Annotated in this window: 22 protein-coding genes and 2 pseudogenes; 20 read left to right on the top strand and 4 right to left on the bottom strand. The window is 63.6% G+C overall.

Going from position 1 to position 20,389, the window contains the following annotated elements; genetic code table 11:
- The first annotated feature begins 63 nt into the window (after nt 1-63).
- The 6 genes from SB786_RS21220 (at nt 64) to SB786_RS21195 (ending at nt 7,272) form a co-directional block, all read left to right on the top strand.
- Nucleotides 64-1,122: an NADP-dependent oxidoreductase gene (locus tag SB786_RS21220; protein WP_410729198.1), complete on the top strand. Its 1,059-nt coding sequence runs from the start codon at nt 64-66 to the stop codon at nt 1,120-1,122.
- 82 nt (nt 1,123-1,204) lie between these two features.
- Nucleotides 1,205-1,504, top strand: coding sequence for a putative quinol monooxygenase (locus SB786_RS21215; protein ID WP_410729197.1), 300 nt, complete (start codon nt 1,205-1,207; stop codon nt 1,502-1,504).
- Between the two features lie 131 nt (nt 1,505-1,635).
- Nucleotides 1,636-2,091 (top strand): (2Fe-2S)-binding protein, encoded by a 456-nt coding sequence (locus SB786_RS21210; RefSeq protein WP_410729196.1) that lies wholly within the window; start codon nt 1,636-1,638, stop codon nt 2,089-2,091.
- A gap of 1 nt (nt 2,092) precedes the next feature.
- A complete protein-coding gene (locus SB786_RS21205) occupies nt 2,093-4,312 on the top strand; it encodes a molybdopterin cofactor-binding domain-containing protein (protein WP_410729195.1) in 2,220 nt (739 codons plus the stop codon).
- A gap of 15 nt (nt 4,313-4,327) precedes the next feature.
- Nucleotides 4,328-5,665, top strand: a complete 1,338-nt coding sequence (locus SB786_RS21200; RefSeq protein WP_410729194.1) for a c-type cytochrome — start codon at nt 4,328-4,330, stop codon at nt 5,663-5,665.
- A 161-nt stretch (nt 5,666-5,826) separates the two neighbouring features.
- On the top strand, nt 5,827-7,272 hold the full coding sequence (locus SB786_RS21195; protein ID WP_410729193.1) for an NAD-dependent succinate-semialdehyde dehydrogenase: 1,446 nt from the start codon (nt 5,827-5,829) through the stop codon (nt 7,270-7,272).
- Between the two features lie 167 nt (nt 7,273-7,439).
- Here SB786_RS21195 and SB786_RS21190 read toward each other — a convergent pair whose 3' ends face one another.
- A complete protein-coding gene (locus SB786_RS21190) occupies nt 7,440-7,820 on the bottom strand; it encodes a helix-turn-helix domain-containing protein (protein WP_410729192.1) in 381 nt (126 codons plus the stop codon).
- A 147-nt stretch (nt 7,821-7,967) separates the two neighbouring features.
- Between SB786_RS21190 and SB786_RS21185 the strand changes: the two genes are divergently transcribed.
- From SB786_RS21185 to SB786_RS21130, 12 genes are all read left to right on the top strand, one after another.
- A complete protein-coding gene (locus SB786_RS21185; RefSeq protein ID WP_410729191.1) occupies nt 7,968-8,168 on the top strand; it encodes a hypothetical protein in 201 nt (66 codons plus the stop codon).
- A 549-nt stretch (nt 8,169-8,717) separates the two neighbouring features.
- Nucleotides 8,718-9,020 (top strand): cellulose synthase, encoded by a 303-nt coding sequence (locus SB786_RS21180; protein ID WP_410729190.1) that lies wholly within the window; start codon nt 8,718-8,720, stop codon nt 9,018-9,020.
- Nucleotides 9,021-9,103: 83 nt separating this feature from the next.
- On the top strand, nt 9,104-9,313 hold the full coding sequence (locus SB786_RS21175; RefSeq protein WP_410729189.1) for a major capsid protein: 210 nt from the start codon (nt 9,104-9,106) through the stop codon (nt 9,311-9,313).
- A 64-nt stretch (nt 9,314-9,377) separates the two neighbouring features.
- Entirely contained in the window at nt 9,378-9,650 is a 273-nt protein-coding gene (locus tag SB786_RS21170; RefSeq protein WP_410729188.1) for a hypothetical protein, read from the top strand.
- A 73-nt stretch (nt 9,651-9,723) separates the two neighbouring features.
- A complete protein-coding gene (locus tag SB786_RS21165; protein WP_410729187.1) occupies nt 9,724-11,445 on the top strand; it encodes a virulence factor TspB C-terminal domain-related protein in 1,722 nt (573 codons plus the stop codon).
- Nucleotides 11,442-11,723 carry a DUF2523 family protein gene (locus SB786_RS21160; protein ID WP_006758379.1) on the top strand — a complete coding sequence of 94 codons (282 nt, stop codon included), beginning with the start codon at nt 11,442-11,444 and terminating at the stop codon, nt 11,721-11,723. The genes SB786_RS21165 and SB786_RS21160 overlap by 4 nt, the downstream gene beginning before the upstream one ends.
- Entirely contained in the window at nt 11,720-12,628 is a 909-nt protein-coding gene (locus SB786_RS21155) for a zonular occludens toxin domain-containing protein (RefSeq protein ID WP_410729186.1), read from the top strand. Before SB786_RS21160 ends, SB786_RS21155 begins: the two co-directional genes overlap by 4 nt.
- Nucleotides 12,625-14,007, top strand: coding sequence for a type II secretion system protein GspD (locus SB786_RS21150; RefSeq protein ID WP_410729305.1), 1,383 nt, complete (start codon nt 12,625-12,627; stop codon nt 14,005-14,007). The genes SB786_RS21155 and SB786_RS21150 overlap by 4 nt, the downstream gene beginning before the upstream one ends.
- A 78-nt stretch (nt 14,008-14,085) precedes the next feature.
- A complete protein-coding gene (locus SB786_RS21145; RefSeq protein ID WP_410729185.1) occupies nt 14,086-14,667 on the top strand; it encodes a hypothetical protein in 582 nt (193 codons plus the stop codon).
- 457 nt (nt 14,668-15,124) lie between these two features.
- The gene (locus tag SB786_RS21140; RefSeq protein ID WP_410729184.1) at nt 15,125-15,907 is read left to right on the top strand and encodes a hypothetical protein; all 783 of its coding nucleotides are present in this window, start codon (nt 15,125-15,127) and stop codon (nt 15,905-15,907) included.
- A 42-nt stretch (nt 15,908-15,949) separates the two neighbouring features.
- Nucleotides 15,950-16,186, top strand: a complete 237-nt coding sequence (locus SB786_RS21135) for a hypothetical protein (RefSeq protein ID WP_410729183.1) — start codon at nt 15,950-15,952, stop codon at nt 16,184-16,186.
- On the top strand, nt 16,174-16,467 hold the full coding sequence (locus tag SB786_RS21130) for a type II toxin-antitoxin system RelE/ParE family toxin (RefSeq protein WP_410729182.1): 294 nt from the start codon (nt 16,174-16,176) through the stop codon (nt 16,465-16,467). Before SB786_RS21135 ends, SB786_RS21130 begins: the two co-directional genes overlap by 13 nt.
- A 16-nt stretch (nt 16,468-16,483) precedes the next feature.
- On the opposite strand, the gene SB786_RS21125 is transcribed toward SB786_RS21130, so the two are convergent.
- The gene (locus tag SB786_RS21125) at nt 16,484-16,696 is read right to left on the bottom strand and encodes a hypothetical protein (protein ID WP_410729181.1); all 213 of its coding nucleotides are present in this window, start codon (nt 16,694-16,696) and stop codon (nt 16,484-16,486) included.
- Nucleotides 16,697-16,965: 269 nt separating this feature from the next.
- On the opposite strand from SB786_RS21125, the pseudogene SB786_RS21120 reads away from it, so the two are divergent.
- Nucleotides 16,966-17,247 (top strand): annotated as a pseudogene (locus SB786_RS21120) (helix-turn-helix domain-containing protein); the annotation flags it as partial.
- Nucleotides 17,248-17,336: 89 nt separating this feature from the next.
- Here SB786_RS21120 and SB786_RS21115 read toward each other — a convergent pair.
- Both SB786_RS21115 and SB786_RS21110 read right to left on the bottom strand, forming a co-directional pair.
- Nucleotides 17,337-17,948 (bottom strand): LysE family translocator, encoded by a 612-nt coding sequence (locus SB786_RS21115; RefSeq protein ID WP_410729180.1) that lies wholly within the window; start codon nt 17,946-17,948, stop codon nt 17,337-17,339.
- A complete protein-coding gene (locus tag SB786_RS21110) occupies nt 17,948-19,546 on the bottom strand; it encodes a B12-binding domain-containing radical SAM protein (RefSeq protein WP_410729178.1) in 1,599 nt (532 codons plus the stop codon). Before SB786_RS21110 ends, SB786_RS21115 begins: the two co-directional genes overlap by 1 nt.
- Before the next feature lie 264 nt (nt 19,547-19,810).
- Between SB786_RS21110 and SB786_RS21105 the strand changes: the two are divergent.
- Nucleotides 19,811-20,260: pseudogene (locus SB786_RS21105) on the top strand (ISNCY family transposase); the annotation flags it as partial.
- Between the last annotated feature and the right edge of the window lie 129 nt (nt 20,261-20,389).

Raw genomic sequence — 20,389 nt, 5'->3', positions numbered from 1 at the left:
CGGTTGTCGAACGTTGATCCGATCGTGCCCGTGGCACATCCATTCCTGTTGACGGAGGTTCCCATGCCGCAAAACAACACAGCAAACCGCAGAATCGTCCTGAACGCGCGTCCGGTCGGCGCACCTACCCCGAACGACTTTCGCACGGAGACCGCCGACGTGCCGGTGCCCGGCGCCGGACAGGTGCTGTTGCGCACGGTCTGGCTGTCGCTCGATCCGTACATGCGCGGCCGCATGAGCGACGCGCCGTCGTATGCGCCGCCGGTCGAGCTCGGCGGCGTGATGGTGGGCGGCACGGTCAGCCGCGTCGTCGCATCGAACCTGCCCGCGTATCGCGAAGGCGACCTGGTCGTCGCGGGCGGTGGCTGGCAGGACTACGCGTTGTCCGACGGCAGCGATCTCATTGCGCTCGGCCGCGACTTCGCGCATCCGTCGTATGCGCTCGGCGTGCTCGGCATGCCGGGGTTCACCGCGTACACCGGATTGCTGAAGATCGGCGAGCCGAAGGCCGGCGAAACCGTGGTCGTGGCCGCCGCGAGCGGGGCGGTCGGATCGGTGGTCGGCCAGATCGCGAAGCTGAAGGGCTGCCGCGTGGTTGGCATCGCGGGCGGCGCCGACAAGGTCGCGTACGTGAAGGACACGCTCGGCTTCGACGCGTGCATCGATCATCGCGATCCGCAGTTCGCGGCCAAGCTGAAGGAAGCCTGCCCGAACGGCATCGACGTCTATTTCGAGAACGTCGGCGGTGCCGTGTTCGATGCGGTGTGGCCGCTGCTCAACGAGCATGCGCGCGTGCCGGTGTGCGGCATCATCGCGCATTACAACGACGCGGCGTACGACGACACCGCGGTGTCGAGCGGCCGTGACCGCGTGCCGGCGCTGATGGGGACCATCCTGCGCAAGCGCATCCGGATGCAGGGTTTCATCATTCTCGATCATTATGCGACGGGCTATGCGCCGTTCCTGAAGGAGATGAGCGAGTGGGTCGCGCAGGGCAAGGTGAAGACGCTCGAGGACGTGATCCCCGAGCTCGCCGATGCGCCGAATGCGCTGATCGGCTTGCTCGCCGGCAAGAACTTCGGCAAGGTCGTCGTGCGCGTCGGCCCGGACGAACTGGCCTGAGGCGACGCGTCCGTCTGCACGCTGGCGTCACCGGATGCCGGCTTATGGCATGCTCGATCCCGTTTCCCAAGGAGTGAAAAACATGGCGCTTTATGTGATGGCATCGGTATTTCCGAAACCCGAACACGCGCAGGCCGTCGAAGCCGAATTGCGCAGCATGGTCACGGCGACCCGTGCCGAACCCGGCAATCGCCGCTACGACCTGTTCCGCGAACAGGACGGCTCGCCGGCGCTGCACCTGTTCGAGATCTACGACGACCAGGCCGCGTTCGACGCGCACGTCGCGAGCCCGCACTTCACCGCGTTTCGCATCAAGTCGGCCGAATGGTTCTCGGCACCGCCCGTGATCAAGGTGCTGTCGGGCATCGACGCGGCCGAATAACCCGCGCGGAACCCCCGCCGCGGCTCGCCCCACCCGGGCCGCGCGGCAGCCGCCGTGCGCTGCGCGGCGGCGATGAACAATCCGGCGCGCCGGTCGCGCCGCTTCCCCAATACACCGGCCCCGGAGGCTGAATGGTCACCCTCAATATCAACGGCGAGAGCCGCACCGTCGACGCCCCCGACGACATGCCCCTGCTATGGGTCCTGCGCGACGTCGTCGGCCTGACCGGCACGAAATTCGGCTGCGGAATCGCGCAATGCGGCGCGTGCACCGTGCATCTCGACGGCGTCGCCGCGCGCTCGTGCGTGCTGCCGGTCGCGGCCGTCGCGGGCCGCAAGATCACGACGATCGAAGCCGTCGGCGCGACGCCGGCCGGTCAGAAGGTTCAGGACGCATGGCGCGAGCTGGACGTCGTCCAGTGCGGCTACTGCCAGTCCGGGCAGGTGATGGCGGCCACGGCGCTGATCGCGTCGAACCCGACGCCGACCGATGCCGACATCGACGCGGCGATGGCCGGCAACATCTGCCGCTGCGGCACGTACAACCGGATTCGCGCGGCCGTGAAGCACGCCGCGAAGGGGAACTGACATGTCGCGAGGACTGATCGAAGCAGGTCGGGCCGGCGCGGGCGTGTCGCGCCGTTCGTTTCTCAAGGTGGGCATGTCGCTCGGCGCGGCGGCGGGCGGCGGCCTGCTGCTCGGCTTCAGCATGCCGGCGGCCGGCGATGACGCGCGGCGCTCGGTGATCGGCGGCGATGCGGACGAAAACGCGCGTGCCGGCGTATTCGCGCCGAACGCGTTCGTGCAGATCGACCGCGGCGGCAAGGTCACGCTGGTGATGCCGAAAGTGGAAATGGGCCAGGGCGTCTACACGGCGCTGCCGATGCTGATCGCCGAGGAACTCGAGGTGCCGCTGTCGAACGTCACGCTCGACCATGCGCCGCCGAACGAGAAGCTGTTCCTCGATCCGCTGCTCGGCGGCCAGTTGACGGGCGGCTCGACGTCGGTGCGCTACGCGTGGGAACCGCTGCGCCGCGCGGGCGCGACCGCGCGCACGCTGCTGGTTGCCGCGGCCGCCAAGCAATGGAACGTCGATCCGGCCACCTGCCGCGCGCAAAACGGCGAAGTGCAGCACCCGCCGAGCGGCCGGCGCGCATCGTACGGCCAGCTCGCCGATGCCGCGTCGAAGCTGCCGGTGCCGAAAGACGTCGCGTTGAAGCAGCCGGCCGATTTCAAGCTGATCGGCAAGCCGGTGAAGCGGCTCGATTCGCCGGAGAAGGTCGACGGCACCGCGCAGTTCGGGCTCGACGTGCGCCTGCCCGGCATGCTGTACGCGGTGATCGTGAACAGCCCGGTGTTCGGCGGCACGGTTGCGAGCGTCGACGATACGGCTGCGAGGAAGATTCCCGGCGTGCGCCAGGTGGTGCGCGTCGACAACGCGGTCGCGGTGGTCGGCGATCATACGTGGGCCGCGAAGCGCGGCGCGTCGGCGCTCGTCGTCAAATGGAACGAAGGCGCGGACGCGAAGGTGTCGACGAAGGACATCGTCGCCGATCTCGCGCAGGCCGCGGCGCACGGCAAGGGTGCCGTCGCGCGCAAGGAAGGCGACGTCGGCCGCGCGTTCGCGAACGCGAAGACGCGCGTCGATGCCGTTTATGAGCAACCATTCCTCGCGCACGCCACGATGGAACCCGTGAACTGCACGGTCCAGGTGCGCGCCGACGGCTGCGAGATCTGGGTCGGCACGCAGGTGCCGACGCGGGCGCGCGATACGGTGCAGCAACTCACGGGGCTGGCGCCCGAGAAGATTGTCGTGCACAACCATTTGCTCGGCGGCGGCTTTGGCCGGCGGCTCGAGACGGACATGATCGGACAGGCCGTGAAGGTCGCCAAGCAGGTCAACGCGCCCGTGAAGGTCGTGTGGACGCGCGAGGAAGACATCCAGCACGACATGTACCGGCCGTACTACTACGACCGGATCTCGGCCGGCCTCGACGCGAACGGCAAGCCGGTCGCATGGCAGCACCGGATCGTCGGCTCGTCGATCATCGCGCGTTTCGCGCCGCCCGCGTTCAAGGACGGCGTCGACCCCGACGCGGTCGAGGTTGCGGCCGAATTGCCGTACGACCTGCCGAACCAGCTCGTCGACTACGTGCGGCAGGAGCCGCGGCACATTCCGACCGCGTTCTGGCGCGGCGTCGGCCCGACGCGCAGCACGTTCGTCGTCGAGAGCTTCATCGACGAACTGGCGACGCAAACCAAGACCGATCCGGTGCAATACCGCCGCGCGCTGCTCGACAAGACGCCGCGTGCGCGCAACGTGCTCGACGTCGCGACGAAGGCGGCCGGCTGGGGCACGCCGCTGCCGAAGGGGCAAGGGCGCGGCGTGTCGGTGATGCACGCGTTCGGCAGCTTCTTCTCGATCGTCATCGACGTCGCGGTGGAGGAGGGCGAAGTGCAGGTCAAGCGCGTCGTGTGCGCGGTCGACTGCGGGATGGCCGTGAATCCGAGCACGATCGAGGCGCAGGTGCAGGGCGGCATCATCTTCGGGATCACCGGCGCGCTGTATGGCGAGATCACGATCGAGGACGGCCGCGTCGTGCAGAGCAACTTCACCGACTACCGGATGATGCGCATCAACGAAACGCCGCCGATCGAGGTTCATCTCGTGAAGAGCGCCGAGGCGCCGGGCGGAATCGGCGAACCGGGCACCGCTGCGACCGCGGCGGCCTTGTCGAACGCGATCTTCGCGGCGACCGGCAAGCGGCTGCGCAAGCTGCCGGTCGGCAATCAGCTGAAGACGGCCTGAGGGGAGGGACGAACCATGCGAAACCTGAACCTGAACCTGAACCTCAACCTGAACCGCTCGAATCGTGTCGCGCGTACGTTCGGCGCATCGTTGATCGCGCTGTCCGCGCTGACGGCCGGCACCGCGGCGCATGCCGCGCAAACGGCGCCGGCAGACAGCGCACTGGTCGCACGCGGCGCGTATCTCGCGAAGGCGGGCGACTGCGTGGCGTGCCACACCGCGCCGCGCGGCGCGCCGTTCGCCGGCGGCCTGAAGATGGTCACGCCGATGGGCGCGATCTATACGACCAACATCACGCCCGACCCGGAAACCGGCATCGGCGGCTATACGGAAGCCGAGTTCGCGGGCGCGCTGCGCGCGGGTGTCGCGAAGGACGGCCATCACCTGTATCCGGCGATGCCTTATCCGTCGTACGCGAAGCTGCGCGATGATGACGTGAAGGCGCTGTATGCGTACTTCATGCACGGCGTCGAGCCGGTGAAGCAGGCGAACCGTGCGTCCGAGATTCCGTGGCCGCTCGGCATGCGCTGGCCGCTGGCACTGTGGAACGCGGTGTTCCTCGACACGAAGCCGTACGCCGACAAGCCGACCAAGGACGCGACGTGGAACCGCGGCGCGTATCTCGTGCAGGGGCTCGGGCATTGCGGGTCGTGCCATACGCCGCGCGGCGTCGGCTTCCAGGAGAAGGCGCTGGACGAAGGCGGGGCGGCGTTCCTGTCGGGCGCGCCGATCGACAACTGGTTCGCGTCGAACCTGACCGGCGAGCACAATACGGGGCTCGGCCGCTGGAACGAGGCCGACGTCGCGCAGTTCCTGAAGACCGGCGCGAATCAACACGCGACCGCGTTCGGTTCGATGGTCAGCGTGATCAACCACAGCACGCAGGAATTGACCGACGGCGATCTGACGGCGATTTCCCGTTACCTGAAGTCGCTGCCGGCGGCGGGCGGCACGGGCGCGCCGCCTTACCGTTACGATCCCAAGGCGACGCAGGTCGTGCTTGGCCGGCCGGCGAACGATCCGGGCGCAAAGGTGTATAACGCTTACTGCCTGCATTGCCATGGCGTGGACGGCCGCGGCTACGCGCCGCTGCTCGCGCCGCTCGCCGGCAACCCGAACGTGCTCGAGGCCGATGCATCGTCGCTGATCAACGTGACGCTGAACGGCAGCGAGTCGCTCGTGATCGGCGGCGTGCCGTCCGCGTATCCGATGCCGGCGTTCTCGAACCAGTTGAACGACCGGCAGATCGCCGACGTGCTGACGTTCATGCGCGCCGGCTGGAGCAACGGTGCGCCGGCCGTGCAGCCGGCGGACGTCGCGAAACTCCGCAAGGCGACGGCGGTCACGCGCTGAGCGCGGCCGACCGTGGCGGATGACGACGGGCATGCGTGCCGCTTGTCCGTCGTCGAACATTGCCGGGTGCATCGCGCCCGGCAACGCAGCGCTTTCTGTCAACCGGCGCGCGGCCATTCGCGGCAGCGCGCGTTTTATCGACGCAAAGTAGGGGTGTGTGGATGGCTAACGTGACTTATACGGATACGCAACTGCTGATCGACGGCGAGTGGGTCGACGCCGCGAGCGGCAAGACGATCGACGTCGTGAACCCGGCGACGGGCAAGGCGATCGGCAAGGTGGCCCACGCGGGCATCGCCGATCTCGACCGTGCGCTGGCTGCGGCGCAGCGCGGTTTCGAAGCATGGCGCAAGGTGCCGGCGCACGAGCGCGCGGCGACGATGCGCAAGGCCGCGGCGCTGGTGCGCGAGCGCGCCGACACGATCGCTCAGTTGATGACGCAGGAGCAGGGCAAGCCGCTGACGGAAGCGCGTGTCGAAGTGCTGTCGGCAGCCGACATCATCGAATGGTTCGCGGACGAAGGCCGCCGCGTGTATGGCCGGATCGTGCCGCCGCGCAATCTCGGCGCGCAGCAAATGGTCGTGAAGGAGCCGGTAGGCCCGGTCGCGGCGTTTACGCCGTGGAATTTCCCGGTCAACCAGGTCGTGCGCAAGCTGAGCGCCGCGCTCGCGACCGGCTGCTCGTTCCTCGTGAAGGCGCCGGAAGAAACCCCGGCATCGCCGGCCGCGCTGCTGCGCGCGTTCGTCGATGCGGGCGTGCCGGCCGGCGTGATCGGCCTCGTGTACGGCGATCCGGCGGAAATCTCGTCGTACCTGATTGCGCACCCGGTGATCCGCAAGGTGACGTTCACGGGCTCGACGCCCGTCGGCAAGCAGCTCGCCGCGCTCGCAGGCCAGCACATGAAGCGCGCGACCATGGAGCTGGGCGGCCACGCGCCGGTGATTGTCGCCGAGGATGCGGACGTCGCGCTGGCGGTGAAGGCTGCCGGTGGCGCGAAGTTCCGCAACGCGGGCCAGGTGTGCATTTCGCCGACGCGTTTTCTCGTGCACAACAGCATCCGCGATGAATTCACGCGCGCGCTGGTGCGGCACGCAGAAGGGCTGAAGATCGGTAACGGCCTCGAGGAAGGCACGACGCTCGGCGCGCTGGCGAACCCGCGCCGGCTGACCGCGATGGCGTCGGTCGTCGAGAACGCGCGCAAGGTCGGCGCGAGCATCGAGACCGGCGGCGAACGGATCGGCTCGGAAGGCAACTTCTTCGCGCCGACCGTGATCGCGAACGTGCCGCTCGAAGCCGACGTGTTCAACAACGAGCCGTTCGGTCCGGTCGCGGCGATTCGCGGCTTCGACAAGCTCGAGGACGCGATCGCGGAAGCGAACCGTCTGCCGTTCGGGCTGGCAGGCTACGCGTTCACGCGTTCGTTCGCGAACGTGCACCTGCTGACGCAGCGCCTGGAAGTCGGGATGCTGTGGATCAACCAGCCCGCGACGCCGTGGCCGGAAATGCCGTTCGGCGGCGTGAAGGATTCGGGCTACGGGTCGGAAGGCGGACCGGAAGCGCTGGAGCCGTACCTCGTCACGAAATCGGTGACGGTGATGGCGGTCTGACGACCGTTCGAGCGCGTGCGTGCCGCTGGTTGTGCGGCGCGCACGGCGCGTTGTGTTGCCGGAGGCCGGGCGGTTTGCCCGGCTTTGTTTTTTCTTCGTTCGGGGTTGTAGGACGGATGGGCATCGGGATGATCCTGGCGCGGCCATGTCTCCACGCGAATTTGATTTTACATAACGTGAATTGCTGCGACCCCATTTTCTTGATGGGTCGCGGCTTGAGCGGAAGAGGGCGTCACAAAATTTGTGACACCAGTGAATAGGGCGGCAGTGAGAGTCATGCTTGCCAGCTTCGGGAGAAAGCGCTCCCATACGGAATGCTCGCCAACCTTCTCCGCCCGATCCATGTCGGCCGCCATGATAACCGGCAGGGGATTATCCATATTCAATGCTTCAGCAACGCGTAGACACGTCTCGTTGTCCATAAACCGCTTGCCTGTCCGGTAATTGCTGACGGTGTTTTGTGCAATTCCAAGGTATTCCGCCAGCTTTCGGTCATTCTTTAAGCCGCGTAGCTCCATAACAGCATCCAAGTATTTGGCGCTTTTCATCTGAAAGTCCTTGTCAAATATCTCACGTGTGATTACTATCCCACGTGAGATTATCTCAGCCGGGATTTTCCAGCAGTCTAGCAGGGTGCCGGGAAAGGTAAACCCCCGCGCTGATGGGGCCAGTTCACAACCAAACGGGGGTAGGTGGTGCCGAAATACCAAGTTCATGCCTACACGCAGTGCGGCCACAACCGCGTTGCCGTCATCGATGTCAGTGCACGAAGCGCCGAAAGCGCTCGTGAAAAGGCCCGCGCAAAGCTGCTGCGGGATGGTCGTAAGCCCGACCTCTGCACGTTGGTTCCCGTCGCGGTCGGCGCATCGTCGGACACGCTGACGCGTTTTCTCTAGATCGCACTAGATCACGTTGAGGAAATCTGCGGTCGCTAAAGCAGAAGCGGCGCAGACAACCAGTGATGTTTTTGTGTAGCTCAATCGCCATGCGGAGATCCCGATGATCCAGCCAATAGTGATAAGGATTCCGTGGGCGACTACGCGGACGAGTGGTGAAAGATCGATTGGATTCATGTTCCTGGAGTGATTGAAGTGAGCGAGGCAGAAGCAAGTCGTTTCGTGTTCTTGGTCGTGCTTCTCATAGCGGTTTCAACCGTCTTGGGATGCCAGCTCAACGGCCTGTTGGATGCCTTCATTCGTCGGATTCGGATGCGTTTTGCGAGAAGGCGAGGCAAATTATAAGGAGAGTTCCGATTCGACCTCGGTTTTTCGTTTGTGATGTTCCCCGCAGTCCACCGCACTACAACTCACCCTCGGATAGTGCGGTGTTTTGTGGACGGCTGACTTAGCGTCCACCTTTTTCGTTTAGCGCGTTCGTCGCGCATGCATCCGGAGTCGAAATGGCTCCGCTCAACGTGAATAGCAGTCCTAAACCAAGGAACGACGATGGCAAAGCAAAAGTTGACGATTCTGCAAGTGGTCGCGCGCAGCGGTATCTCGAAGCGCACCAACCAGCCGTGGGAAATCCACACGGCGCAATGCGTGCTGGAGCAGGAGAGCAGTGACGGCAAGCAGATTCTCGTCGGCACGATCAACCTGCCGAATGCGCTGAAAGACTCCCCGGCTGGCGAGTATCTCGCGGAATTCGCGCTTCAACAGTCGATGGAAGGCAAGTTGGAGCCGCGCATCGTCTCGCTCGTTCCGTTCGGCCGACCGACCGCGAAACCGGCGGCGAACGCTACCGCATAGCCCGTCATGGGCAACCGGTCGTTCGAAGCTGGCCCGCCCGAACGGCCCCATACACCCGGGCCAGAACCTGAGAGAGAAAGAAAATGAAGAAGCAGATTGCAGTAGCAGCTACGGCGGTCGCAAGCGTGGGCGCATTCGCGGCGGACGCGGGTACGCCGACGATGGACGTGACGTCGGTCGTGACCGCCATCAATGGCATTGGCCCGAACATCGTTCTCGTCGGCGGTGCGGTGCTCGCGCTGGCGGCGGTGACGTTCGGTTACCGCACGGTGCGCAGCTTCATCGGTCGCTGATCGAGCGGCGCGATAGGCCCCCGGTATGCCTTGGCGCGCCGGGGGCTTTTTCATTGGAGAGGACATGGCGCAGGGTATCGACGTAGTGGTGTGCGGCGCTGCCTCAGGTTCGGCGGTGACTGGCGCTCAAGTGCCGTGCACGTTGTCGGACGGTTCGCCGGGTGTTCAGCAGGTCGCGCACCTCACGCTAGTCAATGATGGGGCGACGAGCGGCGCGCCTGTCTCGGGTGGCATCGAAGCGGGTATGGCGGTCGGTAGCGCGGTGCTTCTGGTGCTGGCGGTCGCGTTCGGCCTGCGCGCGATGCGGCGCTTCGTGGATTCCGCTTCGGAGAGTTAATCGTGATCCAGTACTACATCGAATTCGCGGTGACTGTCGTCACCTTGTACACGGCCGGTTTGATCTTGATGTCATGAGGCTGATTCACCTTCTCATCGTGGCGCTGCTGTTCGCTTCGCTGGCGACGGCGAATGCGGCTGGTCCGGCACCGGCACCTAAGGCGCTTGTCCGCTTTGACACGCGCGGGAATGTCGTGATGGAGCCGGGTACGACTGCCAAACCGGCGGGGCCGCTCGACCGCATCGTTGAGGCGACTGAAGCGACTACGCCACTTGATCGCGTTGTGGTTGAGACGGAATCGCGTTCTGCGATGCAGTTATCGGGCGTGATTGCCGCGACTGAGGCGAAGCGGGGCTATGACGTCTTGGGCGCGGTGGCTGAGGCGACGGTGAAGCATATAAACACGATCACCGGCGTGGGCGGGGCGATGGCGGGCGGTGTGACGACAGCCGCTTGCGCGTTGGGAAGTGGATTTTTCGGTGTTGCCGCGTGTGCTGCGATCGGCTCGGTGGTTGGCACGTCTGTACAGATTGCGCTTGGTGGCTTGATCCGCTGGCTGTTTCCGACCACGCCGTCGACGAACGTGTCGACGTCTTCGGATCCCCGGGCTGGAAAGCTCGTCAAAGGACAACCTGCGTGGGTTGCGAGCAATTGCGGTGGTGGGATTGCGGTTCAGGGCGCCACCATTAAGTTGGTGCAGCAGGCATGCATGCAGAATAGCTATAAGAGCTTTGCGAATGTGGGGCTGCCGAATGTGCACTATCAGGACCTCGGTTGTGATGAGGCGAAGGGCACTTGCACAATTCGGCGCTACGGGGTGTCGGATCCCGATCCGTTGGAATACACGTTTGTTGTCCTTCCGAGGGCTTCTACCATTTCGTGCGATTCTGGAATGGCAGTCTCGGACTCATGTATCTCGCCGGGTCCTACGGGACCTACGGAGCAGATTTCCGTAGAGTCGGCGGTCGAGCAATTGCCTAAAAGCGATCTCGCTGCGCCGGTGAACCCGAAGATTGTCGCGGCGCTGGCTAACGAGCTGTGGAAGCAGGCAAGCGCCCAGCCCGGTTATCAGGGCGTGCCGTACGATCCGACATACCCGGTTACCGAGGACGATGTGAATGCTTGGAATCAGCGGAATCCCCAGTGGGTTCCGAACGTAGGCGAGTTCTCGTCCGTGAGTCCGGGTGCTGGCGGTGGATCGATGGGATTTCCGGTGCCGAACGGTAATCCGGGCGCTGGTACGAGTCCCGGCACCGGCACGAACCCCGGCACCGGTACGAACCCCGGCACCGGCACGAACCCCGGCACCGGCACGAACCCCGGCACCGGCACGAATCCCGGCACCGGCACGAACCCCGGCAGCGGTACGAATCCCGGCAGCGGTACGAATCCCGGCAGCGGTACGAATCCCGGTACCGGCACGAACCCCGGCACAGGTACGGACCCCGGCACCGGCACGAACCCCGGCACCGGCACTAATCCCGGAGACGGTGGGAAGCCGCAACCGTCGCCCGATCTATGCGCCTTGCATCCTGACGCGTCCGGTTGCGCACCACTCGGTAGTGCGAATGATGTTGCCGTGAAGCGCGATTCGAAAGGCGTTTCTTTGTCGCCGATCTCGATCGGCCTGAACAGCGGCGTTTGCCCGCAACCTTACGAAGTCGATGTGTTCGGCGGGCATCTCTCGTTCAGCTATCAACCGATCTGCGATCTAGCGGTGCGGCTGCGGCCGTTGGTGCTCATGTTGTCGGCGCTCGGCGCGGGTCTGATCTTCGTTATGGGGCTTATGGCATGAGTTGGGCGACCTTGCTTGTATCGCTGGTTGGTCCGATCGTCACGCGCGTATTGGCGGCGCTCGGGATCGGCTTCCTGACCGTAACCGGCATCGATTTGGCGCTGAATCAGGTCATCCAGTGGATGACGGCGAGCGTCGGTGGATTGGCCGCCGATATCGCGAACGTGCTTGCGCTCGGCGGCGTCGGCGACGGCATCGCTTATGTGCTCGGCGGCTTGTCCGCGCGCGTGTCGTTCTACCTGCTCACGTCCACAACGAAAATGGTGTTCAGCAAATGATCACGCTGATTACGGGTGTGCCGGGTAGTGGCAAGACGTTGTATGCGGTGTGGCTCCTGACGAAGCTGGCAAAGGGGCGTCGCGTGTTGGTGGATGGCATTCGCGATCTCGCCGTCGAGCACGTCGAGATTGATGAACCGTGGTTGCGGCAATGGCATGTGAACGCACAGGCTCATGACCTGATCGTCATCGATGAGGCGCAGCGCATTTACCCGCCGACGACGGCGAGTCAAAAGCCGACGCCGGACGTCGAGCAACTGCACGTTCATCGGCATATGGGCGTGGACTTCATCATAATCACGCAGCATCCGCAGCGGATCAGCAAGACAGTGCGCGATCTCGTCGGCCGACACGTTCATGTGCGCAACCTGTTCGGCCTCAAGCGCGCGATGCTGTACGAATGGGATCACTGCCATAACCCGAGCAGCTTGAAGGACGCCGTGAAGCGCCAATGGTCCTATCCGCGCGAGGTGTTCAAGCTCTATACCAGTGCGGAAGTGCATACGAAGAAACAGGCGGTCGTACCGAAAGCGCTGTTCGTTATACCGGTCGCATTGGTCGTGTTCATCGTGCTGGCCGTGAAGATTTATCACAAGACGCATGAGGGCTTCGGCGTCGCGCCGGAAGCGACGGTAGCCGGGCCGGTTGCGTCATCGCAACCTGCGACTGCGCCGCGTCCCGCTGATGCGAACAAGTCGGCTGAGTGGCGGGTAGCAGGACGCTACGCGGTGTCCGGGATGTCCTTTGTCGTGGTGGTCGCGGCGGACGGCCGGTTGCGTGCGGTTCCATCGTCCGAATTTCGCGGCGAGGGCGTGCGGCTGGTTGGCGATGTGGACGGCAAGACGGCAAGCGGGTGGACTGGCGTGCAAGGTGGAAAAACAGAACAAAACGGGGGTATGCGATGAGGCGATGTGCTGCGCTGCTTGGCGCGTTGATGCTGTCGAGTGGTTGGGTGCATGCGGCCGGCACGGTTCCGCCGTTGCCGACCCTGCCGGCTGATCCGGGTTTGGCCGCTGCGGTATCTGCGTCGCCTCTGCCTGCGCAACAGCCGCTCACGCCGCTCAAGCACGTTCGCGGGACGGCGTTCGATCTGCGGTTCGTCACAGTGGCGCAGGTGGTTGACCTGATCTATCAGGACGCGATGCGCACGCCTTATGTGCTCGGTCCCGACGTGCTGACCGACACTCGCCTTGTGTCATTCCGCCTGGACGATCAGAGCCGCGACGTGCGCGATGTGATGGTGGATTTCCTCGATTCGCTCGGCTTTCAGGTGGTCACCAAAAACGGCGTCGATTACGTGATGAAGAAGCCGGGCGCCGTGCTCGCGAAAGCGGATCGCGATGTGTACGTGTACAAGCCGCGATACCGGAAGGCGAGCGAGTTACGCGAACTGGTCGAGCCGTTGATTGGTGCACGTTCGATGTTACCGCCCGTATCCGTCGGCCCGGTCGCCGGTGATGCTGTTGGTGCGGTACAGGTGCCGGGCGCGTCGGCCGCGATGCCAAATAGCGGGCCGTTCGTTCAACCGGTCGCGGGTGGTGTTCAGGCGCGTGGCAGTGATCTAGTTATCGTCGGCTCGCGTGATGAGGTCGCGTTGCTACGCAAGGTGGTTCCTGAGCTGGACACGGCCCCCGGCGAGGTGGTGGTGCGTGGCTGGGCGTATGAGGTGACCAACACCGATTCCGCCAATTCGGCGTGGAGCATTGCGGCGAAGGTGCTGGGTGGCCAACTGCGTATCTCGAGTGGCGACACGTCATCCGACTCGAGCGCGGTGCGATTCACGGGGCCGGGTATCGACGCGGCGATATCCGCGCTCAATGCCGATTCGCGGTTCAAGGTCATCAGTTCGCCGCATGTCCGGATCGCGTCGGGTGAAAAGGTGCGCCTGAATGTCGGGCAGCAGGTTCCCACGCAGTCGAGCGTGAGCTATCAAGGGTCGAGCGGCACGCCGGTTCAATCGATCACGTATCAGGATGCCGGGTTGATTTTCGATGTCGAGCCGACCGTGATGCGCGACGCGATCGAGCTGCGTGTGCATGAGGAAATCTCCGATTTTGTCGCGACGAAAACCGGCGTCGATACGTCGCCGACGAAGAACACGCGCCAGCTACAGACGGTCACGCGGTTGAAGGATGGCGAGGTCGTGGTGCTGGGCGGCTTGATTCAGGACCGCAATGCGACGGCGCGTAGCGGTTATGCGTGGCTGCCGAGCTTCCTTGATGGCCGGTCCAGTTCGAAGCAGCGCACAGAGGTGCTGCTGGTCCTGCAGGTACAGAGAATTTGATGTTACTAGTAACGGATATCTTTATTTTCCGTTACTAGTAACATCAAATATGGTCATTGCCGATATGGAGTGTTCGCGATGATTCAGCAGGAAGACACGAAAACAATCCCGTTACCACTCGATCCTGTAACGGAAAAGCGCGGTCGCGGCCGTCCCCGCAAACCGGGCGGGGCGATGACGAATGCGCAGCGTCAGGCGGCGTACCGTGCCCGGAATAAGGCGATTGGCAATCCCGTTACGGTAACAAGAAATATTCCGGCCGCTGCCGATGGTTACGACGAGCTGGTGTTGGAAAACGATCGGCTTCGCGAAGAATTGGCGCAAGTCCGTCGCGATTTGGAGGCGGTGAAGTGTCAGATTGTCGGCGCGCAGCGATCGCCGCAACCTGCCGGGCAAGGGGTGATTACGGTTACGGATGCGGTGCGGGAAGCGATTCCGGCGCACTCGCAGTTGGGTCGGCGGCGAAAGCTGACTTTCACGGTCGATGAGGCGATGCGTTGTGCGCTGGAGCGGTTGGCGGCGGACGGGGGCGTGTCGGAAGCTGATGCGCTTGAACGCTTGGTGTATTGGGCGGATGAGTCTGTTTGGAAGTCGTTCGTGAGCGATGAGAAGTTTAATCGTTACCTTGAGCGAAATCGTAACGGAAAATCCGGCGTCTAGCGTTAGGAGTGTCCGGCCGGAATCGCAGCGACGTAGGGCGACGGCCGTAATGCGGAGTCGTGGCGGTTGTCGCGCGGCTCAGCGCGGCTTGCCGGACCGAGTAGCGGGTACTCGCGATCGCGGGCAACGAAGGCGCGGCGGGGAAATGCCTTCCCTCCTGAAAGCCTGCTGGGGCCGATGTGGTTCCGGCGCGATAGGAGAGGGCGTATGCGGCTGCGGGTAGGGAGGTGGGGGTATGGCTGCGGGCGGCTCGCCCAGCGCAGCAGAGCGCGCCGGGCGGGCCGCGCGCAGCGCGGCCCCTAAACTTGTATTAGGGACACTTAACGGATACGGGACACGGGCAGGGACGCAAACGTAGGCAGGACAAGGACAGAAAGGCGGCTCGGAAAAAAGAAAAGCCCTGAACGCGGCAACGGTCAGGGCTTGGTGAAACAGCGCATTACAAAGGTGAGTTGCAATGCACGACGCAAGTATAGGCGATTACTCGCCGTTCCGTAGAGAGTGGGTGATCCGTGGCCGGAATTTCGGTGACGGTCAGGTCGAAGTGACGGCGACGCGGTTTGATCGCTACATGGGCGCGCTGTCTTTGAATGCGATGCCCAAGGCGAAGCGCGGCGAGTCGGAGAACAGCGAGTCGAACCTGATGGACGCCGCGAAACGCGCCAAGCAACAGGTGCGGCTTCGCTGTAAAGCGATTGGGGCGGATCGAATGATCACGTTGACGTACCGCGAGAACATGCAGGACAAAGCCCGCCTGAAGCGTGATTTCGACGCGCTGCGCCGTCGCCTGTCGAAGCTCTCTAGCTTCCAATACGTGGCGACGCCGGAACGTCAGAAGCGCGGCGCATGGCACCTCCACGTCGCGGTGCGGGGGCGCCAGAACTATCGCGTGCTGCGCTCGATCTGGCAAAGCATCGTGGGCGTCGGAAACGGCCAGGTCAACGTGCGGAATCCGTTCAAGGAAAAGGGGCTGCGGCACAAGCTCGCGGCCTATTTGGCGAAGTACATCACCAAGGATTTCGCGGAGCACGCGCTGAACGAAAAGCGGTACTGGACGAGCCGCGGCGTAGTCGTCCCGGAAGTCATGCCGATCGATCACATCACGTCGAACGACCCGGCTGAGGCGTTGAAACTCGCGTTCAAGGCGGCGTTGCAGGCTGGCGCGACGCTCGACCGCTGTCAGGCGTTTTGGCGGCAGGAACTAGGTGTGTTCTGGCTCTCTACACGGGAAAGCGCTTAGATTCTCGTTTACAATAATCCGGTATCAAAATAGGAGATGCATATGCTCACAGTAGCTCTTCCCGTGGAGCTGGAAAGTGCCATCGTTACAGCGGCGCACCGGTCGGGCCAGTCGGTCGATGAGTACGTCGCGACGGTGTGTGCGGACGCCTTGTCGCTCGAAGTAGATCGCGCGCGACTCGATTCGTACCTGTCTGGTACGCCGGGCGTGCAGCATGAACGCGCTCGCGCGTGGTTGGCCGATCTCGCCTCAGGGAAGCGTACCGAATGCCCGCGCTGATCTGGCACCCGGACGCGCTGGAAGACATTGCACGGCTGTATGATTTTCTTGTCGTGAATAGCCCTACGGCTGCACAACGTGCGGCTGAGGTCATTATGGAAGCGGCCGATCTGGTCGCAGAAAATCCTAGCATCGGCGCGCCCCGGGCCGAATTCCGGGAGTGGCCGGCAAGATTCGGCCGAAGTTCCTACGTCCTGCGGTACGCCGTTCTGGACGACGAGGTGCTCGTTACTCGCGTCTGGCATAGCCGCGAATTCCGGTTGACGGCCGGTGACGCATAATTGATACAGCATCCGCTTAATTCATGAGGGTGATTACCGATAACCGGTTTATTACCTTCATGAGAGTGACATGGATCAGTTGGAGTTGTTGGAGCGAGCGCGTTTGACTGAGCTGGAACTGATCGACGTTGCGCGGGACATCCGAAACCTTTACTGGACGATCAGAAATACCCGGCGCGGGGTGCAGGACGCTCGGCGTCGGCGGGTGTATCGGCAGATTGAGGTCCATAAAAAACGCCTGCTCATGGCAGGCGTTTCGAAGGACGCGATTCTGGGCTTGTTACGCTGTTGCAGGGCGCGGGATTGCCGGGAACAGGGATGCTTTGATTGCCCGAAGCTTCGCGGTAAACCACCGTGCGAAACTTGACATAACGTGAATTATCGATAGTTTGTGTTGTAGTGGCTAGATAGAGATGTCCGCTTTTGGCTACATAGAGATGTCCGCTTTCGGGCCGCGTAAGCTGACCGGCCGCCGGTTGTCCGGCGCCGGAGGCTGCGATGGCTGCAACGGAGCGGATCACGATGACGATGCGCGAGCTGGACCGATTCAAGGTCATTCAGGACGTAGCCGACGGCAAGCTCAAGCCATGGCGTGCGGCAGAACGGCTGGAGTTGACGACGCGACAGATTCGTCGTCTGGTCGACCGACTTCGTGAGCATGGACCGCAAGGTCTTGTGTCGCGACGGCGCTCGAAGCCGAGCAACAACCGGCTGGATGCCGGAACGGCCGACCGTGCACTCGCGATCATCCGCGATCGTTACGCCGATTTCGGCCCGACGGGTGTCCGGCGCCGGAGGCTGCGATGGCTGCAACGGAGCGGATCACGATGTCGGCGCGCCGGTCGTTGCCTCGTGCGGGCATTCCCGCGCTAATCGCCGACGATCGCGATCACGCCCAACACGATGAACAGCGTGCCGGCGAGCAACTGGCCGATCCGGAGCGCCTGCCCGCCCGATGCCACGCGGGCGCGCAACGGATGGGCAAGCACGATGCAGAGCACGTCGGCAGCGGAGAACAGCAGGTTTGCGCACGCACCGAGCAAGAACAGTTGCCAGCCGAGCCCGAGCGACGCGCCCGGATCGGTGAACTGGAGCAGAAACGAGAAATAGAACAGCGCCGATTTCGGATTCGACGCCTCGATGAACGCGCTCGACGACACGACGTTGCGCGGCACGTTGATCGCCGCGTCCTGCCTGGCAGGCGTACGGATGCGCTGGATGCCGAGCCAGATCAGGTAGGCGCCGCCTACCACCTTGAGCACGTGATACAGCATCGGCGACGCTTTCAGCACCGCGACCGCGCCGAGTGCCACGATGCAGATCTGGAAAAAGGCGCCGAGGTGAATGCCGAGCGCGGACAGAAAGCCGGCCCGCCGCCCGTGCTGAAGCGTCAGCGACACAGTCTGCAGCAGCGCAGGGCCCGGAATGAAGCCGAAGCCGATGCAGGTCAGGCCGAAGAACAGCGCTTGCTCGGGTGACATCAGAGATCGTCCCCGATCACGATGCCGAGCCGGCCGCATTCGCCGCGCACCCGATCGCGTGCGCCGGCGAGCCGCTCCTTCGACAGTTCGGGCATGAACACGTCGATATAGTCGTCGATGGCAGCCTCGCGATCGAAGATATCGACGTTCCGGTAACGGTCGGCCACATCCTGCCGCAGCGAGCGGTTTCCGATCGGCAGCCCCAATCGGGCCGACGTCGTCTCAGCCTCATCCGGATCGGTCAGATAGCGAAAATCCTTCGAGCCCGGTTCCGGCGACAGCAATTCGATGTCGGCGCTGACGATCACATCCCGCCCGGCCTTCAGAAAAGCGATGTAGGTTTCGATGTTTTCCTCCAGCAACGCCTCGTTCATCCCCAGATGCCCCAGCACGAATCCCGCCTTGATCGCCACGCCGTGCGTGCGCGCGTTGTGCAGCGCCCGCAGATTGGCGTCGGCCATCCGCTGCGCAGCCGCCACCGGATCCTTGTTCCGCAACGGCTTGTTGAGCGCCTGCAGCGAACGCGCGGCGCCCGCGTCGACGCCGACGAACAGGATACGAAAGCCGATCTCGCGCATGGCTTTCAGCACCTGTTCCTTCTCCATGCCGTCCGCGCGCGCGTAGCCGACCAGAACTGGACGCGCGTCCGCTGGCAATGCGCGCCACCAGGGCGGCGGCGACTCTGCCATGTCGAGCATCAGTCGGGCGAACGTGAGCGGCAACTCGTCGGCCGTCACGTACAGGTAATCGTAGCCGGCTTCCCATGCGCTGCGGATGACCGACCACGCGTGGTCCGCAGGCAGCGCGTTCTTCCACATGCTGCCGTACTGGATCGAGCAGAACGAACAGGCATCGTCGCCGCTGAACTTGATGCAGCCTCGCCCGATTTCGACCGGCACGCCCTTGCGCACCTGCCGCCCGGTCAGTGCCAGGATCCGGCCGCCCAGGCGTCGCGTGAAATTCTCCGTGTAGACGGCGGTATGCGGCAAGGTCCGGTCGATCAGGCTGTAATCGATTACGCGGTTCACCGCTTCCTGAATCGCCGGATCGGCGACGATCCGTCCGGATTCAAAACGGACCGAACCGGCGTAGATGCCGGCAGCGCGCGATCGCTGCCGATCCTTCAGGTAATCGACCAGGCCGGCATACACTTCATTGCCGACAAAGCCGCAATCGATCAGTTCGGCGTGGCGATCGAGGATCTCGCGGCTCAATGCCGTGAAATGATCATTACCGACCACGATCGCGATCTGCGGATCGATGGATTTGACCGCGCGGGCGATCCGGATCGCAGCCTCGTAATTGGCCGTGATCGCGCTGAGACAGACGGCGAGCGTACTGCCGGCCCGCTCGCGAATGGCCGAAAGGATGCGGTCGAGGGGATGAATCACGCCGTCGATGTAACAGCCTTCGAAGCCGGGCATTGCATCGATATGGGACGCCAGCGACAGGATGCCGAGATGCGGGAAATTGGCCCAGTCGGTATGTTGAATACCCTTCGATACGACGATGTCGTCCGCTTCGCCCGCGCGGTCGGCATCCAGATCGTTACTGTTCGGCGGGTTGATGAAAAATACGACGGCCCTCAGCTCGCCCATGGCGCGGTTCTCTCCGTATCGTGGATCTTATCTGGCGACTACCATCGGCCAGCGCACGCGTCCGCGCGCGGGGCCGCCCTCGATCTCGCTAATGTAAGAGAAAGCCCTTGAACCGGAACCTGTCAGCTATGGCAGGGTCGCAAATTGGATATCCCGCGTCGTGCGTGCGTTACTTCCTGTACAACGATAGTCCGTCCGTTTCTCGGGACATTGCATATCAAACGGATCGTCGCGCGGGCGAGTTCTGCCATGGATACCTCCCCCACACCGGTCAACCGGAAGCTGATTCACCGCTATATCGATGTATGGGAGTACCCGGACGGACGAATCGAAATCCGAGCCGATGGCAAAGTCCTGTCTTGCCGCAATTACGGCAAGTTGGCGGAGGTCGATCAAGGTGCCGTGATCGAGCAAAAACGACTGAGTCACGTGCTTCAAGTATCGCAAGCGATTCAGGCGCAGCGCGACAATCGTCGAGCATCCGGATCGCCGTCGCGAACCAATCAAGGTCAGGCCGTGCGCGGTTCGAAGCAACCGGTCGGCACCCAAAAGCAACGTGCATTCACGCAGGCCGACGTCGAGCAGGTGATCGTTGATCTCGCCGAACTCCGACAGGCGGAGAATCAACCGCGCAAACCTGGCCGGCGGTCTGCGAAGGCCAACGCGGTAAGCGTAAGCGCCCTGCCCGATCAGAACCAAATCGCGGCAGATTGAACGGCTGCTCGCCCGGTATGCGGTCCCCCCGCGCATTCAATCGGCCGGCGAGCGCGTTCCCGTGTTTGACATGCGTCAATCGCCGGTTCGGCGCCGCGCATAGACTGACGCGGACTACTTGCCGGACAC

Origin of the sequence: Burkholderia sp. SIMBA_062, assembly GCF_046534765.1 — a bacterium.
In the GTDB taxonomy this organism is placed as follows: Bacteria; Pseudomonadota; Gammaproteobacteria; order Burkholderiales; family Burkholderiaceae; genus Burkholderia; species Burkholderia ambifaria.
This window is presented reverse-complemented; position numbering and strand designations above follow the sequence as displayed.

Excerpts from the sequence above, each read along its gene's own strand:
- SB786_RS21220 (WP_410729198.1), top strand. The coding sequence starts at position 64 with ATGCCGCAAAACAACACAGCAAACCGCAGAATCGTCCTGAACGCGCGT.
- SB786_RS21215 (WP_410729197.1), top strand. The coding sequence starts at position 1,205 with ATGGCGCTTTATGTGATGGCATCGGTATTTCCGAAACCCGAACACGCG.
- SB786_RS21210 (WP_410729196.1), top strand. The coding sequence starts at position 1,636 with ATGGTCACCCTCAATATCAACGGCGAGAGCCGCACCGTCGACGCCCCC.
- SB786_RS21205 (WP_410729195.1), top strand. The coding sequence starts at position 2,093 with ATGTCGCGAGGACTGATCGAAGCAGGTCGGGCCGGCGCGGGCGTGTCG.
- SB786_RS21200 (WP_410729194.1), top strand. The coding sequence starts at position 4,328 with ATGCGAAACCTGAACCTGAACCTGAACCTCAACCTGAACCGCTCGAAT.
- SB786_RS21195 (WP_410729193.1), top strand. The coding sequence starts at position 5,827 with ATGGCTAACGTGACTTATACGGATACGCAACTGCTGATCGACGGCGAG.
- SB786_RS21190 (WP_410729192.1), bottom strand. The coding sequence starts at position 7,820 with ATGAAAAGCGCCAAATACTTGGATGCTGTTATGGAGCTACGCGGCTTA.
- SB786_RS21180 (WP_410729190.1), top strand. The coding sequence starts at position 8,718 with ATGGCAAAGCAAAAGTTGACGATTCTGCAAGTGGTCGCGCGCAGCGGT.
- SB786_RS21175 (WP_410729189.1), top strand. The coding sequence starts at position 9,104 with ATGAAGAAGCAGATTGCAGTAGCAGCTACGGCGGTCGCAAGCGTGGGC.
- SB786_RS21170 (WP_410729188.1), top strand. The coding sequence starts at position 9,378 with ATGGCGCAGGGTATCGACGTAGTGGTGTGCGGCGCTGCCTCAGGTTCG.
- SB786_RS21165 (WP_410729187.1), top strand. The coding sequence starts at position 9,724 with ATGAGGCTGATTCACCTTCTCATCGTGGCGCTGCTGTTCGCTTCGCTG.
- SB786_RS21160 (WP_006758379.1), top strand. The coding sequence starts at position 11,442 with ATGAGTTGGGCGACCTTGCTTGTATCGCTGGTTGGTCCGATCGTCACG.
- SB786_RS21155 (WP_410729186.1), top strand. The coding sequence starts at position 11,720 with ATGATCACGCTGATTACGGGTGTGCCGGGTAGTGGCAAGACGTTGTAT.
- SB786_RS21150 (WP_410729305.1), top strand. The coding sequence starts at position 12,625 with ATGAGGCGATGTGCTGCGCTGCTTGGCGCGTTGATGCTGTCGAGTGGT.
- SB786_RS21145 (WP_410729185.1), top strand. The coding sequence starts at position 14,086 with ATGATTCAGCAGGAAGACACGAAAACAATCCCGTTACCACTCGATCCT.
- SB786_RS21140 (WP_410729184.1), top strand. The coding sequence starts at position 15,125 with ATGCACGACGCAAGTATAGGCGATTACTCGCCGTTCCGTAGAGAGTGG.
- SB786_RS21135 (WP_410729183.1), top strand. The coding sequence starts at position 15,950 with ATGCTCACAGTAGCTCTTCCCGTGGAGCTGGAAAGTGCCATCGTTACA.
- SB786_RS21130 (WP_410729182.1), top strand. The coding sequence starts at position 16,174 with ATGCCCGCGCTGATCTGGCACCCGGACGCGCTGGAAGACATTGCACGG.
- SB786_RS21125 (WP_410729181.1), bottom strand. The coding sequence starts at position 16,696 with ATGGACCTCAATCTGCCGATACACCCGCCGACGCCGAGCGTCCTGCAC.
- SB786_RS21115 (WP_410729180.1), bottom strand. The coding sequence starts at position 17,948 with ATGTCACCCGAGCAAGCGCTGTTCTTCGGCCTGACCTGCATCGGCTTC.
- SB786_RS21110 (WP_410729178.1), bottom strand. The coding sequence starts at position 19,546 with ATGGGCGAGCTGAGGGCCGTCGTATTTTTCATCAACCCGCCGAACAGT.